Below are 24452 nucleotides of genomic sequence, written 5' to 3'. Positions count from 1 at the left end.
GGAGACCCCATGAGGTTCAGACTTGCCGGACGGGCCGCCGCGGCGGGACTCGCCGCCGTGCTGGCGCTCGCCGCCTGCGGCGGATCGGACCCGGAGACCACGGCCGCCGCGGCGCCCGGCGGGGCCGGCGGCCCGGAGAAGACCCAGCTCACCATCGGGGCCCTGCCCATCCCCGACTCCGCCGCGCTCTACATCGCCAACAAGCGGGGCTTCTTCTCCGCAGAGGGCCTGACCGTGAAGATCGAGCCGATCCAGGGCGGCGCGCAGGCGCAGCAGAGCCTGCTCGGCGGCTCCCTGGACGCGACGCAGACCAACTACGTCTCGACCTTCCTCGCCGTCTCGGCCGGCAACAAGATGAAGATCATCTCTGACCTCTACCAGGCGACGCCGAACTCCTTCAACCTGATGGTCGCCAAGGACTCCCCCATCAAGACCCCGGCCGACCTCAAGGGCAAGAAGGTCGCCGTCAACAGCCTCAAGAACATCGGCACGCTGGCCGTCACCTCGGTGCTGAAGACGCACGGCCTCACCGCCGAGGACGTGCAGTTCCTGGAGTTCCCCTTCCCCGACATGGCGGGCCAGCTGGAGAAGGGCGTCGTCGACGCGGCCTGGATGACCGAGCCGCACCTGACCGCCGCCGCCACCAAGATCGGCGCCCAGAAGCTGGCCGACACCATGACCGGCCCCACCGCGGACTTCCCCATCGCCGGTGTGATCGTCACCGAGAAGTTCGTGAACGAGAACCCCAAGACCGTCGCCGCCTTCCAGCGCGCGGTCGCCAAGGCCCAGCAGATCGCCGCCTCGGACCGCAAGGCCGTCGAGGAGATCCTGCCGACCTACACCAAGATCGACCCGGCCACCGCGGCCGTCATCACCCTCGGCACCTTCCCCACCAGCCTCGACGAGACCCGCCTGCAGCGGGTGGCCGACCTGATGGTGGAGCAGGGCTACCTGAAGAGCCCGATCGAGGCCAAGACCATCCTCCCGGGCACCGACGGCTGATGACCGGGCGCTCCCTGCTCGACAACAGACCGCTCTGCGGCGCCGCCGGCGTCGCAGGGCTGTTCTGCCTGGTGGAACTCGCCGGACGGACCGGGCTCATCGACCCGATCGTGTTCCCGCTGGCCTCCACGATCGCCGGCCGCGCGGCGGCGCTCGCCGCCGACGGGGACTTCCTCGCCGACGTCGTCTCGACCCTGGGCGCCTGGGCCGCCGGCCTCCTGCTCACCGTGCTGGTCGCCGTCCCCGCCGGGTTCGCGCTCGGCACCATGCCCCGCGTGGAGTCGGCGCTCCGGCCCGTCCTGGAGTTCCTCCGGCCCATCCCGTCCGTGGCCCTGATCCCGCTGGCGCTGCTGCTGTTCTCCGACAGGTTCGACATGAAGATCGCGGTGATCGTCTACGCCGCCTCGTGGCCGGTCCTGATCAACACGATGTACGGCCTCAAGGACGTCGACCCGCTGGCCAAGGAGACCCTGCGCAGCTTCGGCTTCGGGCCGCTGGCGGTGCTGTGGCGGGTCTCGCTGCCCAGCACCGCGCCGTTCATCGCCACCGGCGTACGGCTGGCCGCCTCCATCGCGCTCATCCTGGCGATCAGCGCCGAGCTGCTCGCGGGCGGCGCCAGCGGCATCGGCACGTTCATCATCGAGGCCGGGAGCAGTCCCGACGCCCTGGAGTTCATCGTCGCCGCCACCATCTGGGCAGGCGTCATCGGGATCGTCTCCAACACCCTGTTCACCCTGGTGGAGCGCCGGCTCTTCCACTGGCACCTCGCCCGGACGGAGGGCGCCCGGTGATGCGCGTCCTGCGCGGCCTCGGCCGCCTCTGGCTGGTCCCCGTCGTGCTGGTGGCCTGGGAGGCCGCCACCCGCGCCGCCGAGGACAACTTCTTCCCCCCGCCCACCGCGATCGCGGTCCGCATGCACGAGATGTGGCTGTCCGGCCCACCCGAACGGCTCTGGCTCACCGACGCGGCGGTGGAGAACATCCCGACGAGCGTGGGCAGGCTCTTCGCGGGCTGGCTGCTCGCCGGCGCGATCGGGATCACCCTGGGCCTCATGCTGGGGCGCTCCCCGGTGCTCTCCCGGTTCCTGGACCCGCTCATCGAGTTCGGCAGGGCCATCCCGCCCCCCGCCCTGCTCCCCTTCTTCCTGGCCCTGTTCGCAGCCGGCGCGCAGATGCAGATCGCCACGATCGTGTTCGGCATCATCTGGCCGATCCTGCTCAACGCCGGCGACGGAGCCCGCCACGTCGACCGGCAGCACCTGGAGACGTCCCGGGTCTTCGGGTTCTCCCGGAGCCAGCGGCTGCTCCGCGTCATCCTGCCCTCCGCGATGCCCAAGATCTTCGCCGGCCTGCGGCTCAGCCTCTCCCTGGCCCTGATCCTGATGGTCATCTCCGAGCTGGTGGGCAGCACCAACGGAATCGGCTTCCAGCTCCTCGACGCCCAGCGGTCGTTCGACCTGCCCGGCGTGTGGGGGACCATCGTGGTCCTCGGTGTCCTGGGATACGTGCTCAACTCGGCCTTCCTGGTGGCCGAGCGACGCCTGCTGTCCTGGCACCGGGCCGCCAAGCAGACGATATGAGGACCCGCCGTGCTTGAGATCTCCAACCTGACCCACACCTACGGCAGCGGACCGGGCGCCCACCACGCCCTCGGCGGCATCGACCTGAAGGTCGCCGAGGGCGAGCTGGTCTGCATCGTCGGCCCCTCGGGGTGCGGCAAGTCCACCCTGCTGCGCTCCATCGCCGGGCTCCTGCGGCCCACCGGCGGGAAGGTGGTGCTGGGCGGCACCGCGGTCGACCGGACCCCGGACGACCTGGCCGTGGTCTTCCAGGACTACAGCCGCTCCCTCTTCCCCTGGATGTCCGTGGCCGACAACGTCTCCCTGCCGCTGCGGCGCAAGAACATGGACAAGAAGCAGCGCCGGGGCGCCGCCATGGAGGCGCTGGAGCAGGTCGGGCTGGAGGGCGCCGCCGCCAAGTATCCGTGGCAGCTCTCCGGCGGCATGCAGCAGCGGGTGTCCATCGCCCGCGCGCTGGCCTACCGCCCCTCGCTGCTGCTGATGGACGAGCCCTTCGGCTCGGTCGACGCGCAGACCCGCGAGGACCTCGAGGACCTCACCCTGCGCGTGCGCCGCCACCACAACATGACCATCCTGCTCATCACCCACGACATCGACGAGAGCGTCTACGTGGGCGACCGGGTCGTGGTCCTGTCCAAGGCCCCCGCCCGGATCGTCGGGGACCTGCGGGTCGACCTGCCCGCGCCGCGCGACCAGATCACCACCCGGGAGCACCCCGACTTCGTGCACCTGCGCGCCGAGGTCGGCCGGCTGGTCCGCGGCATGCGGAGCCAGTCCGCCCCCGCCTCCTGAACCGCTTCCCGGTACGGCTTCCGAGAGACTTCCGAGAGAGAGGACCGTCAATGGACGACCCGCAGGCGCCGGTCTGGGACGTGATCGGCGGGGTGTCCCGCTTCGCCGCCCTGGCCACGATGGCCGAGCTGGGCTGCGCCGACCACCTGTGCGAAGGCCCGCTGAGCACGGGCGAGCTGGCGGCCCGCTGCGGCGCCGACCCGTCCGCCCTCGGCCGGGTGCTCCGCCAGCTCGCCTCGATGGGATTCGTCTCGGTGGCCGCCCCTGGCGTGTACGGGCTGACCCCCGCGGGAGCCGTACTCCGCAGCGACGCCCCCGACTCGCTGCGGGCCGCCGTCCGGATGATCGGCGAGGAGGGTTTCTGGTACGGCATGGGCGCGCTTCCGCGGACCGTGCGCACCGGCGGCTCCGCCTTCGCCGAGCGGCACGGCCCGCTCTACGGCTACCTCAGGGACAACCCGGCCGCCGGGCGGCTGTTCGACGAGTACATGGTGGCCCGCGCCTGGCCGTTCGCCGAGGCCGTCGCCTCGCGCTACGACTTCTCCGGCGTGCGCACCCTGGTCGACGTGGCCGGCGGTAAGGGGCACATCCTGGCCGCCGTCCTGAAGGCGCATTCAAACGTGCGCGGCGTGCTGTTCGACCAGGAGGCCGTGGTCCCGGGCTCGCGGGAGTTCTTCGCCGAGGCCGGTCTTGAAGACCGATGCGAATGCGTCGCGGGCGACTTCTTCGCCTCCGTGCCCTCCGGCGCCGACGCCTACCTGCTGGGCAGTGTGATCCACAACTGGTCCGACGAGGACGCGGTGCGGATCCTGCGCAACGTCAGGAGCGCGATGGCCGACGACGGCCGGGTGCTGCTGGTGGAGCTGGTCGTGCCGGACGACGACAGGCCGCACATCAGCAAGGACGTGGACATGCGGATGCTCGCCCTGTTCGGCGAGGGGGTGGAGCGCAGCACGTCCGAGTACGCCGAACTGCTGGGCAAGGCCGCCCTCCGGTTCGAGCGGCAGATCGAGCTGCCCGGCGGGGCCGCCGTCGTCGAGGCCCTGCCCGTGTGAGGGGCCGCGTGAGGCTCCGTGTGAGGGACCGCGTGAGGGGCCGCATGAGGGACCGCATGAGGGACCGTGTGAGGACTCCGGCCCGCCGCGTGTGAGCCGGACGGCCCCACGGCACCGGCCGGCGGCGGGAGCCTCCCGCCGCCGGCCCTCCCTGCGGAGAACGCGCCGACCGCTCCCGGAGAATTCGCGAACATTTCCAATGGCCGGAATGGACGACCGGAGAACGTCCGCCATTCCGGAACGGAAGACGGCGGACCGGAGCCCCCGCGCGGACGCGCCCGCCGCCCGCGCTTCCGGGACGCCCGGCGGACGCGCACCCGTCCGGCGCCGCGTCCGGGAAGAGAATTCCCCCGCCGCCCGGATCCGCGGATGCTTGAATGCGTGAATCCATACGGATTCACGTATCCGGAACCGTATGGATTCACGGATCGGGTGCCGTCCGGCGGAATAGCGGCGGAATCCGGTGGCGGGGGGCGGCCGCCGTACCGTGATTTCCCGTTCCGGGGCCGCCGCCCGCCCGGAGCCCGATTCCGGATCGGGCGGCGAATGCGCGCTGGAAAAGGGCCGCGCACCTCCTGTTTCCTTTCCCTGGCGCTCGCGGGTCCGCCGGGAGGACCCGGTCAGCCGCGGGTGACGCTCCACGAGGCCCGTTCGTTGAGGAACCTGACGTCCGTGTCGGTGATCCGGCGCTGCGCGGCGGCCATCTCCGCCAGTTCCTCCGGCGTGAGCACGTCGGCGATGTCGTCGAACCCGTCCGGCGCCCGCTCGGTGACCATCGCGATGGTCTTCTCCATCGGCAGCTCCCGGTGGGCCAGCACGAGCTCACCGGTGACGGGCCGGCGCTCCGCCTCGTAGGCGGCCAGCCCCGCGACGGGATCGGCGGCGACGGCCAGTTCCCTGGCCAGGACCCGGGCGTCCAGCACGGCCTGCGAACCGCCGTTCGCGCCGATCGGGTACAGCGGGTGCGCGGCGTCCCCCAGCAGGGTGACCCGGCCCCGGCCCCACCGGGGGAGCGGGTCCCTGTCCACCATGGGGTACTCCAGGATCCGCCCGGAGGCCGAGATCAGGGCGGGCACGTCCAGGTAGGGGAAGCGCCAGCCCTCGAAGTGCGGGAGCACGTCCTCCAGCCGGCCCTGCCGGGACCAGTCGGCCGCCGTGACGGGGCCGGGCTCACCGGTCAGCACCTCGGCCACCCAGTTGATCAGCACCCGTCCGCCGCCCCGCCGGGCGATGGGGTAGACCACGAACTTGGCCGACCGGTTGGAGCCCGCGACGACCTGCGTGGCCCCGTCGAGGAAGGACTCCCCCTCGGCCGTGCCCCGCCACATCCGGATGCCGTTCCACAGCAGCGGCCCGCCGTCCGGGTGCAGGCGGGCGCGCACGGCCGAGTGGACGCCGTCCGCGCCGACCAGGACGTCGGCCGCCTCCTTCAGGGTCTCGCCGGTGCGCACGTCGCGCAGCGACGCGGTGACCCCGGTGCCGTCCTGCTCGAAGTCCTCCAGCGCGAGCCCGGTGCGGACCGCGCCGGGACCCAGGCGTTCGCGCACCGCCGCCAGGAGCGTCATCTGCAGCTCGCCGCGGTGGACGGCGTACTGGGGCCAGTCGTAGCCCGCGATCGTCCCGCGGGGCAGCGGGAGGATCACCCCGCCGTACCTGTCGGTGAACACGAAGTAGTCCATCGGGATGCCGAGCCCGGCGAGCTCCTCCCCCAGGCCCAGTTCGGTCAGCTCACGCACCGCGTGGGGCTGCAGGTTGATGCCGACGCCGAGCGGGCGCGGCTCCGTGACCGACTCGGCGACCGTGCAGTCGATGCCTGCGGCGTGCAGGCTCAGGGCGGTGGCCAGTCCTCCGATGCCGCCGCCGACGATCAGTACTCGCATGTCTCCCCCGGTGTCCGTCGGAGGCTCACGCCGCCTCCCTCGCGTTCAGGTGCCAGCCGAGCACCCGCCGCTCCACCGCCACGAAGGCGGCGTTGAGCAGGTATCCCAGCAGGCCGAGCAGCATGATCCCGGCCCACATCTCGGGCAGTTCGAAGCTGCGCTGGGCTCCGATGAGGAGGGATCCGATGCCCGCCGTACTGCCGACGAGCTCGGACAGGACCATCAGGATCAGCGCGATGCCCAGGCTGATCCGGAGGCCCGCCACGATCTTCGGTGCGGCGCCGGGCAGGACGACCCACAGCAGCCTGCGGCCGCCCCGCACGCCGAAGACCTCGGCGCTGTCCAGGTGGAGCCGGTCCACCGTGCGGACGCCGTCGACGGTGTTGAGCAGCACCGGCCAGACGACGCCGGAGACGATGGTCGCCACCTGCATGGGCGTGCCGAGGCTGAAGACCGCGACGTAGAAGGAGAGCAGGGTGGGCGGGGGGATGGCCCGCCCGAAGTGGACCATCGGCTCCACGTAGTCGGACAGCCGGCGCGAGAGCCCGAGCGCGACGCCGGCCGCGACCCCGGCGACGCAGGCCAGCACCCAGCCGCCGAACAGGTTGTACAGGCTGTGCCCGAAGTCCTCCAGCGCGTCCTCGGTGAGGAAGAGCCGGCTCGCCGGGCCGGAGAACCACAGGTCGTGCATCGTGGCGACGATCTCCGACGGCGGGGGGAAGTAGCTCTCCCCGACGATCCGGGTGACCGCCTCCCAGCCGGCGAGCAGCAGCGCCGCGAGCCAGAGGCGGGAGAACAACCCCCGCAGGACCTGACCGGTCCCGCCCGCCGCGCCGGGCCGCGGGCTCATGCCGCCGCCTTCCCGGTGCGCGCGAAGTGCCAGCGGAAGGCGCCCTGCTCGGCCCTGACCAGCAGGGCGTTCACCAGGAGGCCGAGCGTCCCGGCCCAGACCGCGCCGGCCAGCGTGACGTCGGTGTTGCCTCCGGCGCTGCCCGCCTCGATGAGGAAGACGCCCAGGCCGCTCGTCCCCCCGCTCAGCAGTTCGGCGCCCACCACCACGACCAGTGCGATGCCCGCGGCGACGCGCACGCCGGTCGCGACGAACGGTGCGGCGCTGGGCAGCGAGACCCGCCACAGCACCGCCAGGGGCCCGAAGCCGAAGCTGCGCAGGGTCTCCTTGGCCAGCGGGTCCACGTCGCGCAGGGCGTAGAGGGTGTTGAGCAGGATGGGCCAGGTGGCGGCGTAGAAGATCAGGGAGACCTTCATCTCCGTCTCCGACCCGAACAGCAGGATCGCCAGCGGGATCAGCGCCACCGAGGGGATCGGGCGGAGGAACTCCACCACGATCCGGCTCGGCGTGCTCAGCCACGGGACCGATCCGAGCACCACGCCGGCCGCGACCGCCGCCACGAGGGCCAGGGCGAGCCCGACCAGCCAGGCCAGCACCGTGTCCGCCATGCCGGCGAGGAACACCGGGTCCCCCGCCAGCGCGACGGAGCGGACCAGCACCGCGGACACGGGCGGGACCAGCTCCGGGTCGACGACCTCCAGCCGGGCGACCGCCTCGGCCAGCGCCACCGCCGCGCAGACCCCCGTCACCCCGCGGACGACACGGGTCCCGGTCATCTGCCGGCGAAGATGAGGTCCTGCGCCTTGATCGGCGCGTCGAGGAGGCCGTACTCGTGCATGCTGTCGGCGACGCGCTGCAGGCGGGTGGCGTCCAGCGTGGTGGGGAAGGCGCCGATGGCGAGGCTGCCGGCCGCGGCCGCGGGGATCTTGGTGTACTTCGGGATGACCGCGACCACGTTGGCCCGGTCGGCCGCCAGTTCCTGGGCCTTGCTCATCGCCCGCTGGAACGCCGCCACGGTCTTGGGGTTGGCGGCGACGAACTCCGAGGTCGCCGCGTAGCCGGCGATCGGGAAGTCCGCGGTCGGGCCCTGGGAGGTGTCCCAGACGACCCGGGCGCCGATGTTCTGCGCGATGAAGGTGCCGAACGGCTCGACGACCTGGGCCGCGTCGACCGTGCCGGCCTTCAGCGCGCCCTCCATCTCCGGGAAGGGGAACTCCGCGAAGTTCTTGTCCTCGTCGAGCTCGATGTTGTGCGCCTTGCCCGCGACGCGGATCAGCATCGTGCTGATGTTGCGCTTGGTGTTGACCGCGATGGTCTTGTCCTTGAGGTCGGCGACCGTCTGGATCGGGCTGTCCTTGGGGACCATGATCACGTGCGTCTTCGGCGCGCTCTGGAAGCCGTCGGAGACGATCTTCAGGTCGATGGCGCCCTTGGCCGTCGCGCTGAAGAACGAGACGTAGTTGCCGAAGCTGATGTCCAGGCTGCCGCCCTTGAGCTTGGGGATCGCCTCCGCGCCGCCCGCCAGGACGCTCGGCTTGACCTCGAGGCCCTCGGCCTTGAACAGGCCCTTCTCCATCGCGATCTGCAGCGGGGCCGTGTCGACGACCGGCATCGTGCCGATGTTGATCGTGGTCTTCTCCAGGCCGGAGCCGCCCGCGGGGGCCCCGGACCCCCCGGAGGCCGTGGTCGGCTCATCGGCGCCGCCGCACCCGGCGACCGCCATCAGGGCCAGCGTCAGCAGACCGACGAACGACGAGCGGAGTTTCATGCGTCCTCCAGGAGGAAAGCGGAGAAGGCCGTCCGGCACAGGGCAGCGGCCTCCGGAAAATGGCGGGATCGCAGGGCGAGGAATGTCGATTAAATTACCCCTGCCACTCCAGTATCAAGTCCCCCTTTTGGTGCATAACTGGGTGATGTGGATAAAACACCACCAAATCGGTCAAGTCGCCATGGACAAACCGTGGACCGGCCGCTCTTCATTCGCGGTTCAACGAATACGGCTCTCGAAATCGCCTCGCCGGTCCTCCGCCCCGGCTCGGTCCCTTTCCCTGAGCGGGCGGCCATTCCGCCGACCCGCACCGTCGAACCGCAGATCGGCGCCCTGATGCACCGGCATCCGGCTCGGGCGGCGCCGGACACGCCCGGGGCGGCCCGGCCTTCCGGCCCCGTTCCCCCGAGGCCTCCGCCGCACGCCGTACGGCCCCCCGGCGGGAATCCGCACGGCGCAGGCGCCTGCGAAGCCGGAAAATCCCCCGCCTCGTCCTGGACGACCGTTCAACAGGGGCGATTCCCGCGCTCCTCACGCAACGGCTGGTGAGGGCGGCAGGAGCAGCGCCGGCGGCGGTCGCCGCTGAAGAGGCATCCGGAACGGCCGGGCCCTCCGCCGTGGACGGCACCGCGCCCACGGGGCCCGGCGGCCGGGGGCGGTGCGGCCGAGGGCGGCCGCCGGGATCCCGCGCATTTCGCTCATCTGTTTTCGGACACGCCATTATTTAAATAAGATCTCCTGTCTCGCCTTAACGATCACACATCCGCTAGGCTGACGCGCCGTCATGCCGCGCCCTTCTCCCGCATGGGACCGATGGGGGAGAACGCGGCTCCCGGTCAAGGAGGTTCCATGGGAAACAGACGCGTGATCCGCAGATCCCTAATCGGACTCGTCGCGGCTCTGACACTCGCCGCGTGCGGCACTTCCGGCACCGAAACGGCGAAACCGGCGGAGGCCGGCGGCCTGGAGAAGACCGAGCTGACCATCGGCGTCGTGCCGGTGCCCTCCTCCGCCCCGCTTTTCATCGCGCAGGAAAGAGGCTTCTTCAAAGAGGAGGGCCTGACCATCAAGACGGAGACGATCCAGGCTCCGCAGGCGGTCATGCCGAAGATCCTCAACGGTCAGATCGACGCGTTCCTGACCAGTTACGTCTCCCTGATCACCATCAGCGACTCCGGTGCGGCCAAGCTCAAGATGCTCGCGGAGTCCCAGCAGGGGGCGCCCGGCGTCAACGGGGTCGTCGTCGTCAAGGACTCCTCCATCCGCGAACCCAAGCAGCTCAAGGGCAAGACCATCGCGGTGAACGTGGTCAAGGCCCTCGGCGAGGTCACCGTCAGCGCCCAGCTGAAGGTCCACGGCCTGGCGCCGTCCGACGTCAAGTTCGTGCCCGTGCCCTTCGCCGACCAGCTCGCCCAGCTCAAGGCGGGCACCGTCGACGCGGCGTGGCTCACCGAGCCCTACATCTCCGCCGCGCAGAAGGACCTCGGCGCCACCCTGCTGATCGACACCCTGTCCGGCCCCACGGAGGGGCTCCCGCTCGACGGCTGGGCCTCCACCGACGACTGGATCGCCAAGCACCCCAAGACCGCCGCGGCCTTCCAGCGCGCGATCGGCAAGGCGCAGCAGATCGCGGCCTCCGACCGCCAGGCGCTCAACAAGGTCATCCCGACCTTCACGCAGATCCCCGCCGACGTGGCCGCGACCATGGCGATGGGCACCTTCTCCACCTCGCTGAACCCGACCCGGGTCCAGCGCGTGGCCGACCTGCTCTCCGAGTTCGCGATCACCAAGAACAAGGTGGACGCCGCCTCCCTGCTGGCCGCAGCCCCGCAATGAACACCGGAACGGCACTCCGCGGTGCCCTGGGCATCGCGGGGTTCCTCCTCATCGCCGAGGCACTGGGCAGGACCGGAGTCGTCGACCCGTACGCCGTTCCGCTGGCCTCCTCCGTCCTCTCCGGCGCGTTCGGCCTCCTGCTGGACGGAGAGTTCCTCGCCGGGGTGGGCGACACCCTCTTCTCCGCCGCGGCCGGACTGCTGCTGGCCACCGCGGCGGCCGTACCGTCCGGGCTGGTGCTGGGCACCTTCCCCAGGGCCGAGCGCGCCGTGCGGCCGCTGGTGGAGTTCCTGCGCCCGATCCCCTCGGTGGCGCTGCTGCCCCTCGCGCTCTTCGCCCTGGCGGACCAGGGGAAGATCGCGCTGATCGTGTACACCTCCTACTGGTCGGTGCTGATCAACACGCTCTACGGCCTGCGCGACGTCGACCCGCTGGCCAAGGAGACACTGCAGAGCTTCGGTTTCGGCCGCTACGCCGTCGTACGCCGGGTGTCCCTGCCCAGCGCCGCGCCCTTCATCGCCACGGGCGTGCGGATCGCCGCCTCGGTCGCCCTCATCGTCGCGGTGAGCGTCGAGCTCGTGGCGGGGGGCGACGGCATCGGCACCTTCGTCACCGACGCGGCGTCGGGCAACCGCCGGGATCTGATGATCGCGGCCACCGCCTGGACGGGGATCATCGGCCTGCTGGTCAACTCCGTGCTCAGCGGGGCGGAGCGGCGGGCCTTCCGCTGGCACCGGGTCCAGGTCGGAGAGGGAGCCGCATGACCGCGCCCGGAGCCGGGAACCGCGCGGCCTCGGCGGCGGCGTGGATCGCCCGGCTGTGGATCGTCCCCGCCGCCCTCCTCGGGTGGGAGCTGGCCGCCCGGCTCGCCGGCGCGGTCTACTTCCCGCCGCCCTCCGCGATCCTGGTCCGCCTGCACGAGCTGTGGTTCTCCGGACCGCTCGGCCGCCTCTTCCTCACCCAGGAGGCGGTCGACCACCTGCTGCCCAGCCTGGGCCGCCTCCTGCTGGGGTGGGCGGCGGCGTGCGCGGTCGCCGTCGTCGCCGGGGTCGCGCTGGGCCGCTCCGCCTCGGCGTACGACTGCGTCAACCCGCTGATCCACTTCTTCCGGTCGATCCCGCCGCCGCTGCTGATCCCGATCGCGATGACCCTGACCGGGGTGGGCACGCCCCTCCAGCTCGCCGCCATCGTCTTCGGCGTCGTCTGGCCCGTGCTCATCAACACGCTGGACGGTGCGCGGCACGTGGACCGCGCCTATCTGGAGACGTGCGAGGTGTTCGGCGTCTCCAGAACCGCGCAGCTGCTCCGGGTCATCCTGCCCGCGATGGCCCCCAAGGTCTTCGCCGGCCTGCGGATCAGCGTGGCGCTGGCCCTGATCATGATGATCATCTCGGAGTACGTCGGCAGCACGGAGGGGATCGGCTACCACATGCTGGTGGCGCAGAGCCAGGTGGACATCCCGTCCATGTGGACGGCCATCGTGCTCCTCGGAGTGCTGGGGTTCGTGCTCAACGCCCTCTTCCTCCGGGTCGAGCGGCGCGTGCTCGCCTGGCACCGGAGCGCCCGCCGCACCGGCTGACGCGGCGCGGGCCCGCCGGGGAGGGCGGGTCCGCGCCGGAGGCCGGCCGGTCGGGGAACGGCCGGGAACCGTCAGACGCGGAGGGTGAGGACGTGCTCGACCAAGGTGATCAGCGTCGACTTCACCGCCTCACGGGACCGGGCGTCGGTCCTGACGATCGGGACGTGCGGGGAGATCGTCAGCGCCTCCCGCACCTCCTCCTCACCGTGGAGGTGGGCGCCGCCGAAACCGTTCAGGGCGACCACGAACGGCAGGCCGGCCTCCTCGAAGTAGTCGATCGCCGGGAAGCTGTCCGCCAGCCTCCGGGTGTCGACCAGGACGATCGCGCCGATCGCCCCCTTGACGAGGTCGTCCCACATGAACCAGAACCGGTGCTGGCCCGGCGTACCGAACAGGTACAGGATCAGGTCCCGGTCCAGGGAGACCCGGCCGAAGTCCATCGCCACGGTGGTGGTCCGCTTCGTCGGGATGTGCGAGAGGTCGTCCACCCCCGAGCTCGCCTCCGTCATGACCGCTTCCGTGGTCAGCGGCATGATCTCGGAGACCGCTCCGACGAAGGTCGTCTTGCCGACGCCGAAGCCGCCGGCAACGACGATCTTCGTCGAGGTCATCCCGGCGTCAGAGCCTGCGAAGCCCACTGAGCACCCTTTCAAGCAAGTTGAGATCCGGCTTTCCGGCATTCAGCGACGGCTGGTGGATCTGTACCAGGCCCTCGGCCGACATGTCCGCGATCAACACCCGAGTCACGCCCAGCGGCATACGCAGCAGAGCCGAGATCTCGGCGACCGAACGCACCTGGCGGCACATCGAGATGATCGCCTGACACTCTGTGGAGAGCATGGAGGGATCCACGCTCGGAGCGGTCGCCGAGGAGACCAGCGCCTCGAGCGCGAGCTGCGTCCGAGGAGCGGTCCTTCCCCCGGTCACAGCGTACGGACGGATCAGACGATCTCGCCCGCTCTTGGCCTGAGGCGGCGGCTCGTTCATCGGATGCTATCCCTCCTTATCGGTTATTGTCCTGCTGTTGCGCGAGTGACGGCCGCCTACCGCTGAGATGCCTGGAGCTCCGCCCGCAGGGCCGGGGTCAGCGTCTGCCCCGCGCGCTCCGCCAGCAGCGTCATCTGGTAGGCCACCAGGCCCATGTCGCAGTCCGGCGAGGCCAGTACGGCCAGCGCCGAGCCGTCGCTGATCGACATGGTCAGCAGGAGGCCCCGCTGCATCTCGATCACGGTCTGCACCACCGGCCCTCCCTCGAAGACCCGGGCGGCCCCCTGCGTCAGGCTGATCAGACCCGCGGTGATCGCGGCGAGCTGGTCGGCGCGGTCCTTCGGGAAGCCCTGCGAGTAGGCGAGCGGGAGACCGTCCGCGGAGACGATCACCGCGTGCGCGACGCCGGGCATCTCCTTGACGAACTCGGTGATCAGCCAATTGAAGCCGCGGGCGGCCTGACTGAGTTGGTGGTTCACTGCTTCTCTCCCTCGGCGGCGTTGGACCGCTCGTTCATCTCGGCGCGACCCTGCCGTACACCTTGCTGGAAACTGGACAGACGACTGCGCACCCGCTCGGCCGAGATCGGGGGCATCGGGGAGACCGGCGCCGCGGGCGCGGAGGGAGCCGATCCGGGGACCAGGTTGGCCTTGGGCACCCGCTTGGGCAGGCCCGCCCCGGTCAGGCCGCCCTCGGCGGGTTTCCTGGCCGCCTCGGCCGCGGCCCATCCCTGGTCGGCGGGGGTGCTGCTCCAGGGCTGCCGCTCGGCCGCGGGCGCGGACCGGTGCTCCGCCCCGGATGCCCCGGATGCTCCGGATGCCCCGGTCCCGGAAGCCTCGGCCGGCTCGGACCCGGAACGCTCATCCGGCCCGTCCGCCTTGTCGGCGGGGATGCTGCTGCGGAACCAGTCGGAGCCCACCGCCGCGAAGATGGGCAGGAACTCCTCCGGCTCCGGCTCGGTCGCCGACACCCCGACCGCGGGCAGCGTCTGCGTGTTCTCTCCCGGGTCGAGCCGGTGCGGCGACCACGGGTCCGCCTCCGACGCCTCCTGCCAGGACGACTGCGCCGACCGGTCCTGCCAGGACGGCGGGGCCGCCGGGGCCGCGGGCGGCTCGGGGGCGGCCGACGCCTCCTGCCAGGACGACTGGTCCTGCCAGGACGACTGGTCCTGCCAGGAGGGCTGGTCCTGCCAGGACGGCTGGGGCGGCTGGGGCGGCTGGGGCGGCTGGGGCGGCTGGGGCGGCTGGACCGGACGCCGGGACGGCGGCGCGGGGGTCGGGGTCAGCGGCGAGGACCACAGGCTCTCCACCTCCGAGGCCGACACCACCGGCTTGGACCACAGGTCCGCCACGCTGGGCGGCGGCCCGGCGGGGGCCTGCGGGGCCGTCTCGGCCGGAGCCGGGCCGGCGGCCGGCCTCGCCCCGGGCGGCGCGCCGAACGGCGTGTCGTCCATCGGAGGCATCCCGAAGGGGGGCCGCTCACCCGGCCGGCGCACCGGCGGCATCGGCGGTACGGCGGGCGGGGCCTCCGCCGGGCTGGGCGCCGCGAGCGGGGCCTCGGCCGACTGGAACGCCCCGAAGGAGGACATCTCAAACGACGGGTGCCCCGGACCGAACGAACCGGTCCCCGCACCGGCCCTCGTACCGGCTCCCACACCCGCGGGCGCCGATCCGAACGGGTCCTGACGCAGGCCCGCGGCGAACGGGTCCGCCTCCGGGGTGGTCGCTCGGCCCGCGGCCGCGGCCGCGGCGGTCAGGGCCGCCGGGTCGGGCCGCATGGACTGGGCCACCACCTGGGGCGGGAGCAGGACGACGGCGCTGAGGCCGCCGGCCTCGGGACGGCGGAGCTGGACGCGGATGCCGTGGCGCAGGGCCAGGCGGCCGACCACGAACAGGCCCATCCGGCGGGAGACCGACAGGTCCACCGCGGGCGGCTCGGCCAGCCGCCGGTTGGCCTCGGCCAGTTCCTCGTCGCTCATGCCGATGCCGGAGTCGGTGACCGCCAGCACGACGCTGCCCATCTCGTTGCCGTTGCTGGTCACCGTGACCTTGGTGTCCTGCGGCGAGAAGAAGATCGCGTTCTCCACGAGCTCCGCGATCAGGTGGACGATGTCGTTGACGGCCTGGCCGATGATCAGCGTGCCGGCCTCCACCCGGAGGGTCACCCGCTCGTAGTTCTCGACCTCCGACAGCGAGGCGCGCACGACGTCGCCGAGCGGGACCGGCTCGCTCCACCGGCGGCTCTGCTCCTGGCCGGCGAGGACCAGGAGGTTCTCGGAGTTGCGGCGCATGCGGGTGGCCAGGTGGTCGAGCTTGAAGAGGCTGGCCAGCCGGTCGTCGTCCTGCTCGCCCTGCTCCAGGTCGTCGATGAGGTCGATCTGCCGCTCCACCAGCGACTGGGTGCGCCGGGAGAGGTTGACGAACATCGCGTTGACGTTGGCCCGCAGCCGGGCCTCGTCGCCCGCCAGCCGGATGGCCTCGCGGTGGACCTCGTCGAAGGCCCGGGCCACTTCCCCGATCTCGTCGCGGGAGAGCACGCCGATGGAGGGCACCTCGATGTTCGGGGCCAGGTCTCCGGACTCGCGCAGCACCCGGACGGTCTCGGGCAGCTTGCTGCCGGCCACCTCCAGGGCCTCGCTGCGCAGCCTGCGCAGCGGGCGGACCAGCGTGCCCGCGACCCAGGCGGTGATGAGCAGGATCAGCACCAGCAGGACCAGGATCGCGCCACCGGAGATCATGGCGCTGCGCCGTTCGGCGCCCTCCAGCTCCTGGCTGCGCGCGACCACCGCGGCGGCCATGTCGCGCTCGAGCGTCCGCATGCCGTCCACGATCGCGCTGGAGGAGTCGAACCAGCTGCGGATGCCCACGGTGCCCAGGGTCCTGTTCTCCCGCATCCGGGACATGACCAGGGCGCGGGTGGCGTCGGCCCGGTCGACCTCGGGGCCGCCGACCAGCTCGCGGAAGCGCCTGTTCTGCGCCGCGCTCGCGGTCGCCTGGAAGGCCGCCACCTCGCTCACCTGGCTGCGGTAGGCGCCCAGGAAGTCGGCGGGGTCGTCGAAGTCGAAGCCGCCCTCCAGGCGGGCGACCAGGAGGATGCCCCGCTGCCTGGCCACCTGCTCCTTGGCCCGGGACAGCGCGCCCAGCGCCAGCGAGTCACCGGTCAGGCGCTCGTCGCCGCCGCTGCGGCCGAGGTCGTCGTGGAGGGTGACGAAGTCGGCGATCATCCGCGAGTACATGCCGAGGGCGGCGCGCGGGAGCACGCTGCCCTCGGTGATGAGCCGGCGCAGGCCGGGGAGGCCGTGCAGCCAGCGGCGGATCTGGGAGGCCTCGGTCCGGACGCGGGTGGCGTGCTCGCCGCTGATGGCCGCCACCGTCTTCAGCGTCTCGGTGACGCTCCGGTCGACGACCTCGCGCTGCTCCCTGACCTTGACGAGGCGCGCGGGCCGGCGCTGGTCGGCGATGAACCAGGCGGTGAGGTCGCGTTCGAGGGCCATCTCGTGGGAGAGGACGCCGAGCCGCTCGACGAGCGAGGCGACCTCGGACATCCGCCGGTACTCCGTCGCCGTGGACAGCGCGGTGGTCAGCTGGAGCCCGGTCAGCAGTACGGCCGCCACGGTCGGGAGCAGGATCAGCGCGACCAGACGGGGACGCACGCGCCAGTTGGCGGGCAGGAGGCTGCCGATCACTCCCACCGACCGGTGGCTCCGGCGGTCTTGTGTCTTCACTGGCCTAGGTAACCCCTCGCCGAGTAGGGAAGCGGCGGAAGCAATTTGAGCACATCCTTTATCGTCACTACGAATGGCGTAACTATCGACAAATCCCCTCAAAGGGGATGTTGGGGCATTGATCACCCATCATTTTCAGGCGGGCCGAAAGGAGTCCCTCGCCTCCGGCGCCTGGTGCTTGATCATGAGATGGCGCGTCACGGAGTACTCCTGGACCGCCTCCTGGCTCATGTCCTTGCCGAAGCCGCTGCCCTTGACCCCGCCGTGCGGCGCCTCCGAGGCGATCGGCAGGTGGTCGTTGACCCAGGTGACCCCCACGTCGAGGCGGTGCGAGACGCGCAGCGCCCGGGCGACGTCGGCCGACCAGACCGAGGAGGCCAGGCCGTAGGGGGTGTCGTTGGCCAGCCGTACCGCCTCGTCCTCCCCGTCGAACGGCAGTGCGACCAGCACCGGCCCGAAGAGCTCCCCCTGGACGATCTCGCTGTCCTGGCGGGCTCCGGCGATCAGCGTCGGCGGGTAGTAGAAGCCGGGCCCCTCGGCCGGGGCGCCCCCGCAGAGCACCGAGGCGCCCTCGGCCGCCGCGCGCTCGACGAAGCCGTGCACCCGGTCCCGGTGCCCGGCGGAGATCAGCGGGCCGATGTCGGTCGCCGGGTCCCAGGGGTCGCCCGGCCTGATCCGCTCCAGCGTCGCACGGAGCGCTTCGACGGCCTCGCCGTAGATCTCGCGGGAGATGTAGACGCGGGTGGCCGCCGTGCAGTCCTGGCCGGTGTTGTAGGTCGCGCCCATCGCCACGCCCCGGGCCATCTCGGCCAGGTCCGCGTCGCCGAAGACCAGGGCCGGGGCCTTGCCGCCGAGCTCCAGGTGGACCCGCTTCAGCGAGCCGGCCGCCCCGCGCATGACGGCGCGGCCGGTCTCGGTGGAACCGGTGACGCTCACCATGTCCACGCCCGGGTCGTCCACCAGCGCCCCGCCGACCTCGGCGTCGCCGAGGACCACCTGCAGCAGCCCGTCGGGCGCGCCGGCCGCCGCGAACAGCTCCGCCAGGCGCAGCGTGCTGCCCGGCGTCCGCGGCGCGGGCTTGACCACCACCGCGTTGCCCGCGGCGAGGGCGGGCCCGGCCTTCCAGACCGCCATCACCAGGGGGAAGTTCCAGGGCGCGATCGAGGCGACGACGCCGACCGGGCGGCGGACCAGCACCGAGGTGTAGCCGGCGCTGAGCACCCCCGCCCCGGTGCCGTCCAGCGAGCGGGCCGCCCCGGCGAAGAAGCGGAGGTTGTCGACCGCGAAGGGCAGTTCGCCGTCGCGGAAGACCGCCGCGGGCTTGCCCGTCTCGGCGACCTCCAGCCGGGTCAGCTCCTCGGCGTCGGCCTCGACGAGGTCGGCGAAGCGCAGCATCACCCGCGCCCGCTCGGCCGGGGTCGCCGAACCCCACTCCGCGAAGGCCGACCGCGCCCGCCGTACGGCCGACGCCACCTCCGCGACCGGGGTGTCGGGCGTCTCGTGCAGCGGCTCGCCCGTCGCCGGGTTGATCAGAATGCCCATGGAACGTCCCTGGTAGATGTGGTCGGCCGTCAGGCCCCGGTGCCGGCCTGCTCGATCAGGTCGGCGGCGCGGCGCAGGCCGTCGCGCCGGCGGATCTCCTCACCGGCGGCGGCCAGCTTCTCGCGCAGGGCGGCGTCGCCCAGCAGCCGCTCCACCGCCCCGGTCAGCTCGGAGTCGGCGAAGCCGTAGGTGGACAGGCGCACGCCGTAGCCGAGCTCGTGGACGCGCTGGGCGTTGTCGTACTGGTCCCAGAACAGGGGCAGCAGGATCATCGGCTTGCCGAAGTGCAGCGCCTCGGTGACGGTGTTGTTGCCGCCGTGCGTGATGACCAGGTCCACCAGCGGCAGGATCTTGGTCTGCGGCAGGAACTCCGCGCCCCACATGTTGCCGGCGAGCTTGATCTCCTCGTGCAGCGGGCCCTTGGAGACGATGTAGCGGTGCGGGGTGGTGGCCAGCACGTCGATCACCCGCTGCATGAGCTCCACGTCGGCCGAGCCGAGCGAGCCGAGCGAGAAGTAGACCAGCGACCCCTCGCCGCCCTTCAGCGCCTCCGGCAGCTCGAACTCCTCGTCGGTCTCGCGGACCGAGGAGTCCAGGCGGTGCCAGCTCGGCCCCAGCGGCCGGGCGTCGGTGTAGTCGGCGATCTCCGGGAAGACGTAGAGGTTCAGGTCGCCCTCGTGGACGAAGTCCAGGTCCGGCAGGGCGGGGGCGCCCTGCTCGACGACCCACTCGTTGAAGGCGGTCCAGATCTCGCGGTGGGTCCGGTCGTACTCGGCGCGGAAGGCGTCCCACTCGGAGCGGTCGCCCGCGGGCAGACCGGAGAAGACCGGCGCCACGCCCTCGCCGCGGACCTCCAGCGGGTTGCAGGAGACGATGCGGACGAACGGCTTGCCCGCGGTCACCAGCGCCGGGAAGGCGATGACGTTGTCCTCGACGATGACGTCCGGCCGCACCCGCTCGATGATCTCCTTGAGCTGCGGCTCGCAGTACTTCGCGCCGTCGATGAGCGCGTCCCAGATCGGCTTGGTCACCGTCTCCAGCTGCTCGGCGGTGGACTTGCGGTACTCCGGCGCGGTGTCGCGGATGAAGTCCTTCCAGAACTGCCCGGCGTCCTGCTCCTCCTCCGCCGGCGGGGCGAGGTCGACCAGGTCCTCCTCGAAGCCGAGCGCCGTCAATTTCCCCTTCCACGAGGCTTCAGCAGCGAAAACGACCCGGTGGCCGCGCTTACGAAGAATGTCGCCGATGCCGATGCAGTTGTTCGTCGGCCCGTAGGCGCTCTCCGGCATGAACAGGATCGTAAGAGCCATCGTGTCCTCCGAGATCAGGGGTTTTGGAATCTGGTGAATACTGGTTTAAATATTGATCTAGCGGAAATGCCGGACAGCAGTCACTATGGACCCCGGCATAAATCAAGGGTGACGAACGGGGAAATATGGCGCGCAAGAGCCGGTCGGACCGACGGGTGGATCTCATCGACGCGGCGCGCCGGGCGATCATCCGGCACGGCACCGACGGCGTCGGCCTCAACCACGTCGCCGAGGAGGCCGGACTGACCTCCGGCGCGGTGCTCTACCACTACCCCAACCTCGGCGAACTGCTGGTGGACGCCCACCACGCCGGGATGGAGCGCTTCTACGAACTGCGCCTCAAGCGGATCAGCGGCATGCGCGACCCGGCCGAGAAGCTCATCGTGACCATCCGCTCCGGCCTGCCCCACGGCCCGGACGATCCGGACGTGCGCCTGCTCAACGAGCTCGGCGGCGCCGCCTCCCGCAACCGGATGTACGCCCTGCTGCTCACCACGCTCTACGACCGGCAGGTCTCGATGTACCAGAGCATCCTGGAGACCGGCAGCGCCCTGGGGACCTTCACGCTGGCCGACGACTCCCTGGTCATCGCGCGCAACCTCGTCGCGCTGGAGGACGCGTACGGTTACCGCATAACGGCCCGCCACCCGGTGATCGGCCCGGAGGAGGCGGCGAACCTGATCCTGGCCTACGCCCGGACGGTCACGGGCAACCCGCTGAAGACGTCTCACTGAGGCACCAGGACCCCGTCCTCGGGCGCCCAGGACAGCGCCACCCGTGTGCCCGGCCGGGCCCGGGTGGCGCCCTGGACGGCCACCAGGACCGGCCGCTCGCAGCCCGGCACGGTGACGGAGACGTGCGAGACGCCGCCGTAGAAGCTCACGTCCGCCACCTCGCCCCGCAGCGTGCCGGCGCCCTCCGCGCCCTCGGGCGCCAGCCGTACCCGCTCCGGCCGTACGGCCAGCAGCGCGGACGTCCCGTCGGGCAGGTCCGAGGAGCCGGGCAGCACGCCGAGGCCGTCGGCGGCCAGGCCCACCGCGCACGCCCGCCCCGGGAAGAGGTTGCCCGCGCCGACGAACCCGGCGACGAACGGGGTGCGCGGCCGCTCGTAGAGCGCGACCGGCTCGTCCACCTGCTCCACCCGGCCCGCGTTGAAGACCGCGATCCGGTCGGCCAGCGACATGGCCTCCTCCTGGTCGTGGGTGACCACGACGAAGGTGATGCCGACCTCGTGCTGGAGCCGCTTGAGCTCCAGCTGCATCTCCGCCCGCACCTTCTTGTCCAGCGCGGACAGCGGCTCGTCGAGCAGGAGCAGCCGCGGCCGCTTGACGATCGCGCGGGCCAGCGCGACCCGCTGCCGCTGGCCGCCGGAGAGCTGCTGCGGCCTGCGCCCGGCCGCCTCCGCCAGGCCCACCTTCTCCAGCACCTCGCCGACCCGGGTGCGGACCTCCGCCTTCGGCAGCCGCTCCCGCTCCAGGCCGTAGGCGACGTTCTTGGCCACGGTCATGTGCGGGAACAGCGCGTAGGACTGGAACATCAGGTTGACCGGGCGGCGGTGCGCGGGTCTGCCCAGCAGGTCGGCGCCGTCGAGGGTGACGGAGCCGGCGTCCGGCGACTCGAACCCGGCCAGGATCCGCAGGAGCGTGGTCTTGCCGCAGCCGCTCGGGCCGAGCAGGGCGAAGAACTCGCCCTGGCGGATCTCCAGGGAGACGTCCGACAGCGCCGTGACGTCTCCGAAGCGGCGGCTGACACCGGTGATCTGCAGCATCAGGAAAGGGACTCCGTCAGTCGGGTCATCCGCTGGGCCGCGATCACCACGGTGAAGCTCACCGCGAGCAGCACGGTGGCCAGCGCGTTGATCTCCGGGGTGACCCCGAAGCGGACCATTGAGTAGATGACGATGGGCAGGGTCGGCTCGGTCGGCGCCGAGGTGAAGAACGCGATGACGAACTCGTCGACGGAGAGCGTGAACACCAGCAGCGCGCCCGCGGCGACGCCCGGCGCGAGCTGGGGCAGGGTGATCCGGAAGAACGTGGTCACCGGGGTCGCGCCCAGGTCGCGCGAGGCCTCCTCCAGCGAGGTGTCGGCGTGGGTGAGCCGGGTGCGGACCACCGCGGCCACGAGCGCCATGCCGAACACCGTGTGCGCCAGCAGCACCGAGTGCAGGCCCAGCGCCATCTTCACCCAGACGTAGAACATCAGCAGGCCGATGCCGGCCACCAGGTCCGGCAGCACGACCGGCAGCACGCCGATCGCGTCCAGCAGCTTCGACCTGCTGTACCGGGCCATGCCCACCGCCAGCAGCGTGCCGAGCACCGTCGACAGGGCCGTGGCCCCGGCGGCCACGATCAGGGTGTTGACCAGGCCGTGCCGGATCTCGGCGTTGCCGGCCAGCTCGCCGTACCACTTGAGGCTGAAGCCGTCGAAGGAGTACGGCGAGCCGCCGGAGTTGAACGACATGGCGACCAGCACCACGATCGGCGCGTACAGGAAGAGGTAGGTCGCCCAGAAGGGCACGTACAGCAGTCGGGGCTTACGCACGGCGGGAGCTCCAGGCCTGTGCCAGCAGCAGGACGATCAGCACGGCGAGCAGTGCCAGCACCAGCGTGGCGCCGAACGGCCAGTCGCGCGCCTTGAGGAACTGGTCCCTGATCAGGTTGCCGACCATGATCGAGCGCCCGCCGCCGAGCAGTTCGGGGACGATGAAGTTGCCGAAGCTCGGCACGAAGACGAACAGGCAGCCGGTGAGCACACCCGGCATGGTCAGCGGCAGCGTCACCGAGAAGAAGGTGCGCGCCGGCGAGGCGCCGAGGTTGGCCGAGGCCTCGCGGAGCTGCGGATCGAGCCTCTCGATCGCGGCGTAGAGCGGGAGCACCATCAGCGGCAGTTCGGCGTAGACCAGGCCGATGACGATCGCGCCCTGGCCGTAGAGCAGCTCGTACGGGCCCAGGCCGATCTTCTCCAGCACGCCGTTGAGCAGGCCGGGACCGCTCAGCAGCACGATCCAGGCGTAGACGCGGACCAGGAAGTTCGTCCAGAACGGCAGCACGATCGCGACCAGCGCGACCGTCTTCCACCGGCGGGGCAGCCGGGCGATCAGGTACGCCGTCGGATACCCGGCGAGTAGCGCGATCACCGTGGCGATCGTGGCCAGCTTCAGCGAACCGAGCACGACGTCGAGGTAGAGCGGGTCCAGCAGCCGGGTGAAGTTCTCCCCCGTCACCTCGTAGACGACACCGCCGAAGCGGCCCCGGCGGAACAGCGTGTAGCTGAGAAGAAGCGCCAGCGGGATCAGCAGGAACGCGACCAGGTAGGCGAGGCCGGGCCCGAGGAAGACCAGCCGCCCCAGCGCGCGCGACCGGCGCGACCGCGATGCCGCGGCCGCGCCGGAGACGACGGTGGAACCGGTCACTGCTTCGCCGCGACCTCGGTCGCCAGGCGGGTGAACTTGGCCGAGTCCTCGCCCAGGTCGATGATCGACTCACCCTGGAGCAGGTCCGCCGGGCTCATCTGCAGCGGCGTGTTCTGCGCCTTCAGGTCGGCGTCGACGATGTCCATCGCGGCCTTGTTCGGCACCTTGTACAGGATGTTCGAGGCGGCCCAGCCGTGCACCTTCGGGTCCAGGATGTGGTTGATGAAGGCGTGCGCGGCCTCCTTGTTCTTGGAGGACTTCAGGATGACCATCGTGTCCACCCAGAGGTCGCTGCCCTCCTCGGGGACCACGAACTTGATGTTCTTCTCGGAGGTCGGGCACCAGCCGTCCCACGCCTCGACCATGACGGCCTCGCCGCTCTTCAGGCGGTCGCCGAAGGTCGTGTCGTCGTAGGCGAGCAGGTTCGGCTTGGCCGCGAGCAGCTTCTCCTTGACCTTGGCCAGCTCCTCGTCGCTGCGGGTGTTGACCGAGTAGCCGAGCGCCTTGATGGCGGGCAGGGCCAGCCAGCGCTCGGTGGTCATCATGGTGACCTTCTTCTTGGCCTCGGCGGGCGGGTCGAGGATGTCGTTCCAGCTGGACGGCTTCGCCTTCACCAGGTCTTCGCGGTAGCAGATGCCGGTGGTGCCCCAGGTGTAGGGGACGGAGAAGGTGTTGCCCTTGTCGTAGGCCAGCTCCTTCGCCTCGGGGTAGAGGTTGGCCAGGTTCGGGATCAGCTCGGGGTGGAGCGGCTCCAGCAGCCCGGCCTCGTTGAGCGCCTGGGCATACTGCCCGGAGACGAAGGCCACGTCGATGCCGGTGTCGGCGCCCGAGGTGAGCTTCGCCATCGCGACCTCGTTGGTGTCGTGCAGCGTGACCTTCAGGTCGAACTTGAGTTTGCTCTTGATCTCCTGGGGCAGTTCCTTGGGCGTGTAACCGTCCCAGACGGTCACCGTGAGGCTCTGCTTCGACAGGTCGGCGTTGGGGTCGAGCTGGTCGACGGCTGCGCCGGACGCGGGGGACGCGGCGGTGTCGGCGGCCTCCCCGCCGCACGCCGAGAGTGCGAGCGCGAGACCGGCGGCCACTGCGGCGGCCGGAAGACGACGGGTGTACCGGGAACGGGACACAGCCGCTACTCCTTC

General features: G+C 71.4%; 23 protein-coding genes. 9 read left to right on the top strand and 14 right to left on the bottom strand.

All coding sequences use genetic code 11. The annotated features are described in order from the left end of the window. Positions 1-9 precede the first annotated feature (9 nt). The 5 genes from IEZ06_RS18070 to IEZ06_RS18050 are packed head-to-tail and all read left to right on the top strand — an operon-like array spanning position 10 to position 4428. The gene (locus tag IEZ06_RS18070; RefSeq protein WP_189237879.1) at positions 10-1002 is read left to right on the top strand and encodes an ABC transporter substrate-binding protein; all 993 of its coding nucleotides are present in this window, start codon (positions 10-12) and stop codon (positions 1000-1002) included. Then, positions 1002-1793: an ABC transporter permease gene (locus tag IEZ06_RS18065; protein WP_189237878.1), complete on the top strand. Its 792-nt coding sequence runs from the start codon at positions 1002-1004 to the stop codon at positions 1791-1793. The genes IEZ06_RS18070 and IEZ06_RS18065 overlap by 1 nt, the downstream gene beginning before the upstream one ends. Then, positions 1793-2581 carry an ABC transporter permease gene (locus tag IEZ06_RS18060; RefSeq protein ID WP_189237877.1) on the top strand — a complete coding sequence of 263 codons (789 nt, stop codon included), beginning with the start codon at positions 1793-1795 and terminating at the stop codon, positions 2579-2581. The genes IEZ06_RS18065 and IEZ06_RS18060 overlap by 1 nt, the downstream gene beginning before the upstream one ends. Positions 2582-2590: 9 nt before the next feature. After that, positions 2591-3373, top strand: coding sequence for an ABC transporter ATP-binding protein (locus IEZ06_RS18055; protein ID WP_189237876.1), 783 nt, complete (start codon positions 2591-2593; stop codon positions 3371-3373). A 50-nt stretch (positions 3374-3423) separates the two neighbouring features. Beyond that, a complete protein-coding gene (locus IEZ06_RS18050) occupies positions 3424-4428 on the top strand; it encodes a methyltransferase (protein WP_189237875.1) in 1005 nt (334 codons plus the stop codon). Between the two features lie 620 nt (positions 4429-5048). Here the strand turns inward: IEZ06_RS18050 and IEZ06_RS18045 are convergent. The 4 genes from IEZ06_RS18045 to IEZ06_RS18030 are packed head-to-tail and all read right to left on the bottom strand — an operon-like array spanning position 5049 to position 8926. Next, positions 5049-6308 (bottom strand): flavin-dependent oxidoreductase, encoded by a 1260-nt coding sequence (locus IEZ06_RS18045; protein ID WP_189237874.1) that lies wholly within the window; start codon positions 6306-6308, stop codon positions 5049-5051. Positions 6309-6333: 25 nt separating this feature from the next. Beyond that, the gene (locus IEZ06_RS18040; protein ID WP_189237873.1) at positions 6334-7158 is read right to left on the bottom strand and encodes an ABC transporter permease; all 825 of its coding nucleotides are present in this window, start codon (positions 7156-7158) and stop codon (positions 6334-6336) included. Further along, positions 7155-7934 (bottom strand): ABC transporter permease, encoded by a 780-nt coding sequence (locus IEZ06_RS18035; protein WP_189237872.1) that lies wholly within the window; start codon positions 7932-7934, stop codon positions 7155-7157. The genes IEZ06_RS18040 and IEZ06_RS18035 overlap by 4 nt, the downstream gene beginning before the upstream one ends. After that, the gene (locus tag IEZ06_RS18030; RefSeq protein WP_229798301.1) at positions 7931-8926 is read right to left on the bottom strand and encodes an ABC transporter substrate-binding protein; all 996 of its coding nucleotides are present in this window, start codon (positions 8924-8926) and stop codon (positions 7931-7933) included. Before IEZ06_RS18030 ends, IEZ06_RS18035 begins: the two co-directional genes overlap by 4 nt. Positions 8927-9775: 849 nt before the next feature. Here IEZ06_RS18030 and IEZ06_RS18025 point away from each other — a divergent pair. Genes IEZ06_RS18025 through IEZ06_RS18015 form a run of 3 tightly spaced genes read left to right on the top strand, consistent with a single transcriptional unit; the run spans position 9776 to position 12341 of the window. Next, positions 9776-10762, top strand: a complete 987-nt coding sequence (locus tag IEZ06_RS18025; protein WP_189237871.1) for an ABC transporter substrate-binding protein — start codon at positions 9776-9778, stop codon at positions 10760-10762. Continuing rightward, a complete protein-coding gene (locus tag IEZ06_RS18020) occupies positions 10759-11526 on the top strand; it encodes an ABC transporter permease (protein ID WP_189237870.1) in 768 nt (255 codons plus the stop codon). Before IEZ06_RS18025 ends, IEZ06_RS18020 begins: the two co-directional genes overlap by 4 nt. Next, complete coding sequence (locus IEZ06_RS18015; protein ID WP_189237869.1) at positions 11523-12341, top strand: ABC transporter permease; 819 nt, start codon at positions 11523-11525, stop codon at positions 12339-12341. The genes IEZ06_RS18020 and IEZ06_RS18015 overlap by 4 nt, the downstream gene beginning before the upstream one ends. A gap of 71 nt (positions 12342-12412) precedes the next feature. Here IEZ06_RS18015 and IEZ06_RS18010 read toward each other — a convergent pair whose 3' ends face one another. The 6 genes from IEZ06_RS18010 to IEZ06_RS17985 form a co-directional block, all read right to left on the bottom strand. Continuing rightward, complete coding sequence (locus IEZ06_RS18010) at positions 12413-12952, bottom strand: GTP-binding protein (RefSeq protein WP_068895054.1); 540 nt, start codon at positions 12950-12952, stop codon at positions 12413-12415. A 7-nt stretch (positions 12953-12959) separates the two neighbouring features. Beyond that, entirely contained in the window at positions 12960-13328 is a 369-nt protein-coding gene (locus IEZ06_RS18005) for a DUF742 domain-containing protein (RefSeq protein WP_068895052.1), read from the bottom strand. Between the two features lie 56 nt (positions 13329-13384). Next, positions 13385-13807, bottom strand: coding sequence for a roadblock/LC7 domain-containing protein (locus IEZ06_RS18000; RefSeq protein WP_068895050.1), 423 nt, complete (start codon positions 13805-13807; stop codon positions 13385-13387). Beyond that, on the bottom strand, positions 13804-17052 hold the full coding sequence (locus IEZ06_RS17995) for a sensor histidine kinase (protein WP_189237868.1): 3249 nt from the start codon (positions 17050-17052) through the stop codon (positions 13804-13806). The genes IEZ06_RS18000 and IEZ06_RS17995 overlap by 4 nt, the downstream gene beginning before the upstream one ends. Before the next feature lie 135 nt (positions 17053-17187). Continuing rightward, positions 17188-18594 carry an aminobutyraldehyde dehydrogenase gene (locus tag IEZ06_RS17990; RefSeq protein WP_189237867.1) on the bottom strand — a complete coding sequence of 469 codons (1407 nt, stop codon included), beginning with the start codon at positions 18592-18594 and terminating at the stop codon, positions 17188-17190. 29 nt (positions 18595-18623) lie between these two features. Continuing rightward, positions 18624-19901: a glycosyltransferase gene (locus tag IEZ06_RS17985; protein WP_189237866.1), complete on the bottom strand. Its 1278-nt coding sequence runs from the start codon at positions 19899-19901 to the stop codon at positions 18624-18626. A gap of 155 nt (positions 19902-20056) precedes the next feature. Between IEZ06_RS17985 and IEZ06_RS17980 the strand changes: the two genes are divergently transcribed. Then, positions 20057-20635, top strand: a complete 579-nt coding sequence (locus tag IEZ06_RS17980; protein ID WP_229798299.1) for a TetR/AcrR family transcriptional regulator — start codon at positions 20057-20059, stop codon at positions 20633-20635. On the opposite strand, the gene IEZ06_RS17975 is transcribed toward IEZ06_RS17980, so the two are convergent. From IEZ06_RS17975 to IEZ06_RS17960, 4 genes are read right to left on the bottom strand one after another with little or no spacing between them, the layout of a single operon-like run. Next, on the bottom strand, positions 20629-21669 hold the full coding sequence (locus IEZ06_RS17975; RefSeq protein WP_189237864.1) for an ABC transporter ATP-binding protein: 1041 nt from the start codon (positions 21667-21669) through the stop codon (positions 20629-20631). The two genes, IEZ06_RS17980 and IEZ06_RS17975, sit on opposite strands and share 7 nt — an antisense overlap. Further along, positions 21669-22442 (bottom strand): ABC transporter permease, encoded by a 774-nt coding sequence (locus tag IEZ06_RS17970; protein WP_189237863.1) that lies wholly within the window; start codon positions 22440-22442, stop codon positions 21669-21671. Before IEZ06_RS17970 ends, IEZ06_RS17975 begins: the two co-directional genes overlap by 1 nt. Continuing rightward, positions 22435-23313 carry an ABC transporter permease gene (locus tag IEZ06_RS17965; protein ID WP_189237862.1) on the bottom strand — a complete coding sequence of 293 codons (879 nt, stop codon included), beginning with the start codon at positions 23311-23313 and terminating at the stop codon, positions 22435-22437. The genes IEZ06_RS17970 and IEZ06_RS17965 overlap by 8 nt, the downstream gene beginning before the upstream one ends. Continuing rightward, entirely contained in the window at positions 23310-24437 is a 1128-nt protein-coding gene (locus tag IEZ06_RS17960; protein WP_189237861.1) for a polyamine ABC transporter substrate-binding protein, read from the bottom strand. The genes IEZ06_RS17965 and IEZ06_RS17960 overlap by 4 nt, the downstream gene beginning before the upstream one ends. Positions 24438-24452: the final 15 nt, after the last annotated feature.

It is taken from the genome of Planomonospora antibiotica (assembly GCF_014647955.1).
GTDB classification, from domain to species: domain Bacteria; phylum Actinomycetota; class Actinomycetes; order Streptosporangiales; family Streptosporangiaceae; genus Planomonospora; species Planomonospora parontospora.
The sequence above is the reverse complement of the archived record's forward strand: the minus strand, read 5'-3'. Positions and strand labels throughout refer to the sequence as shown.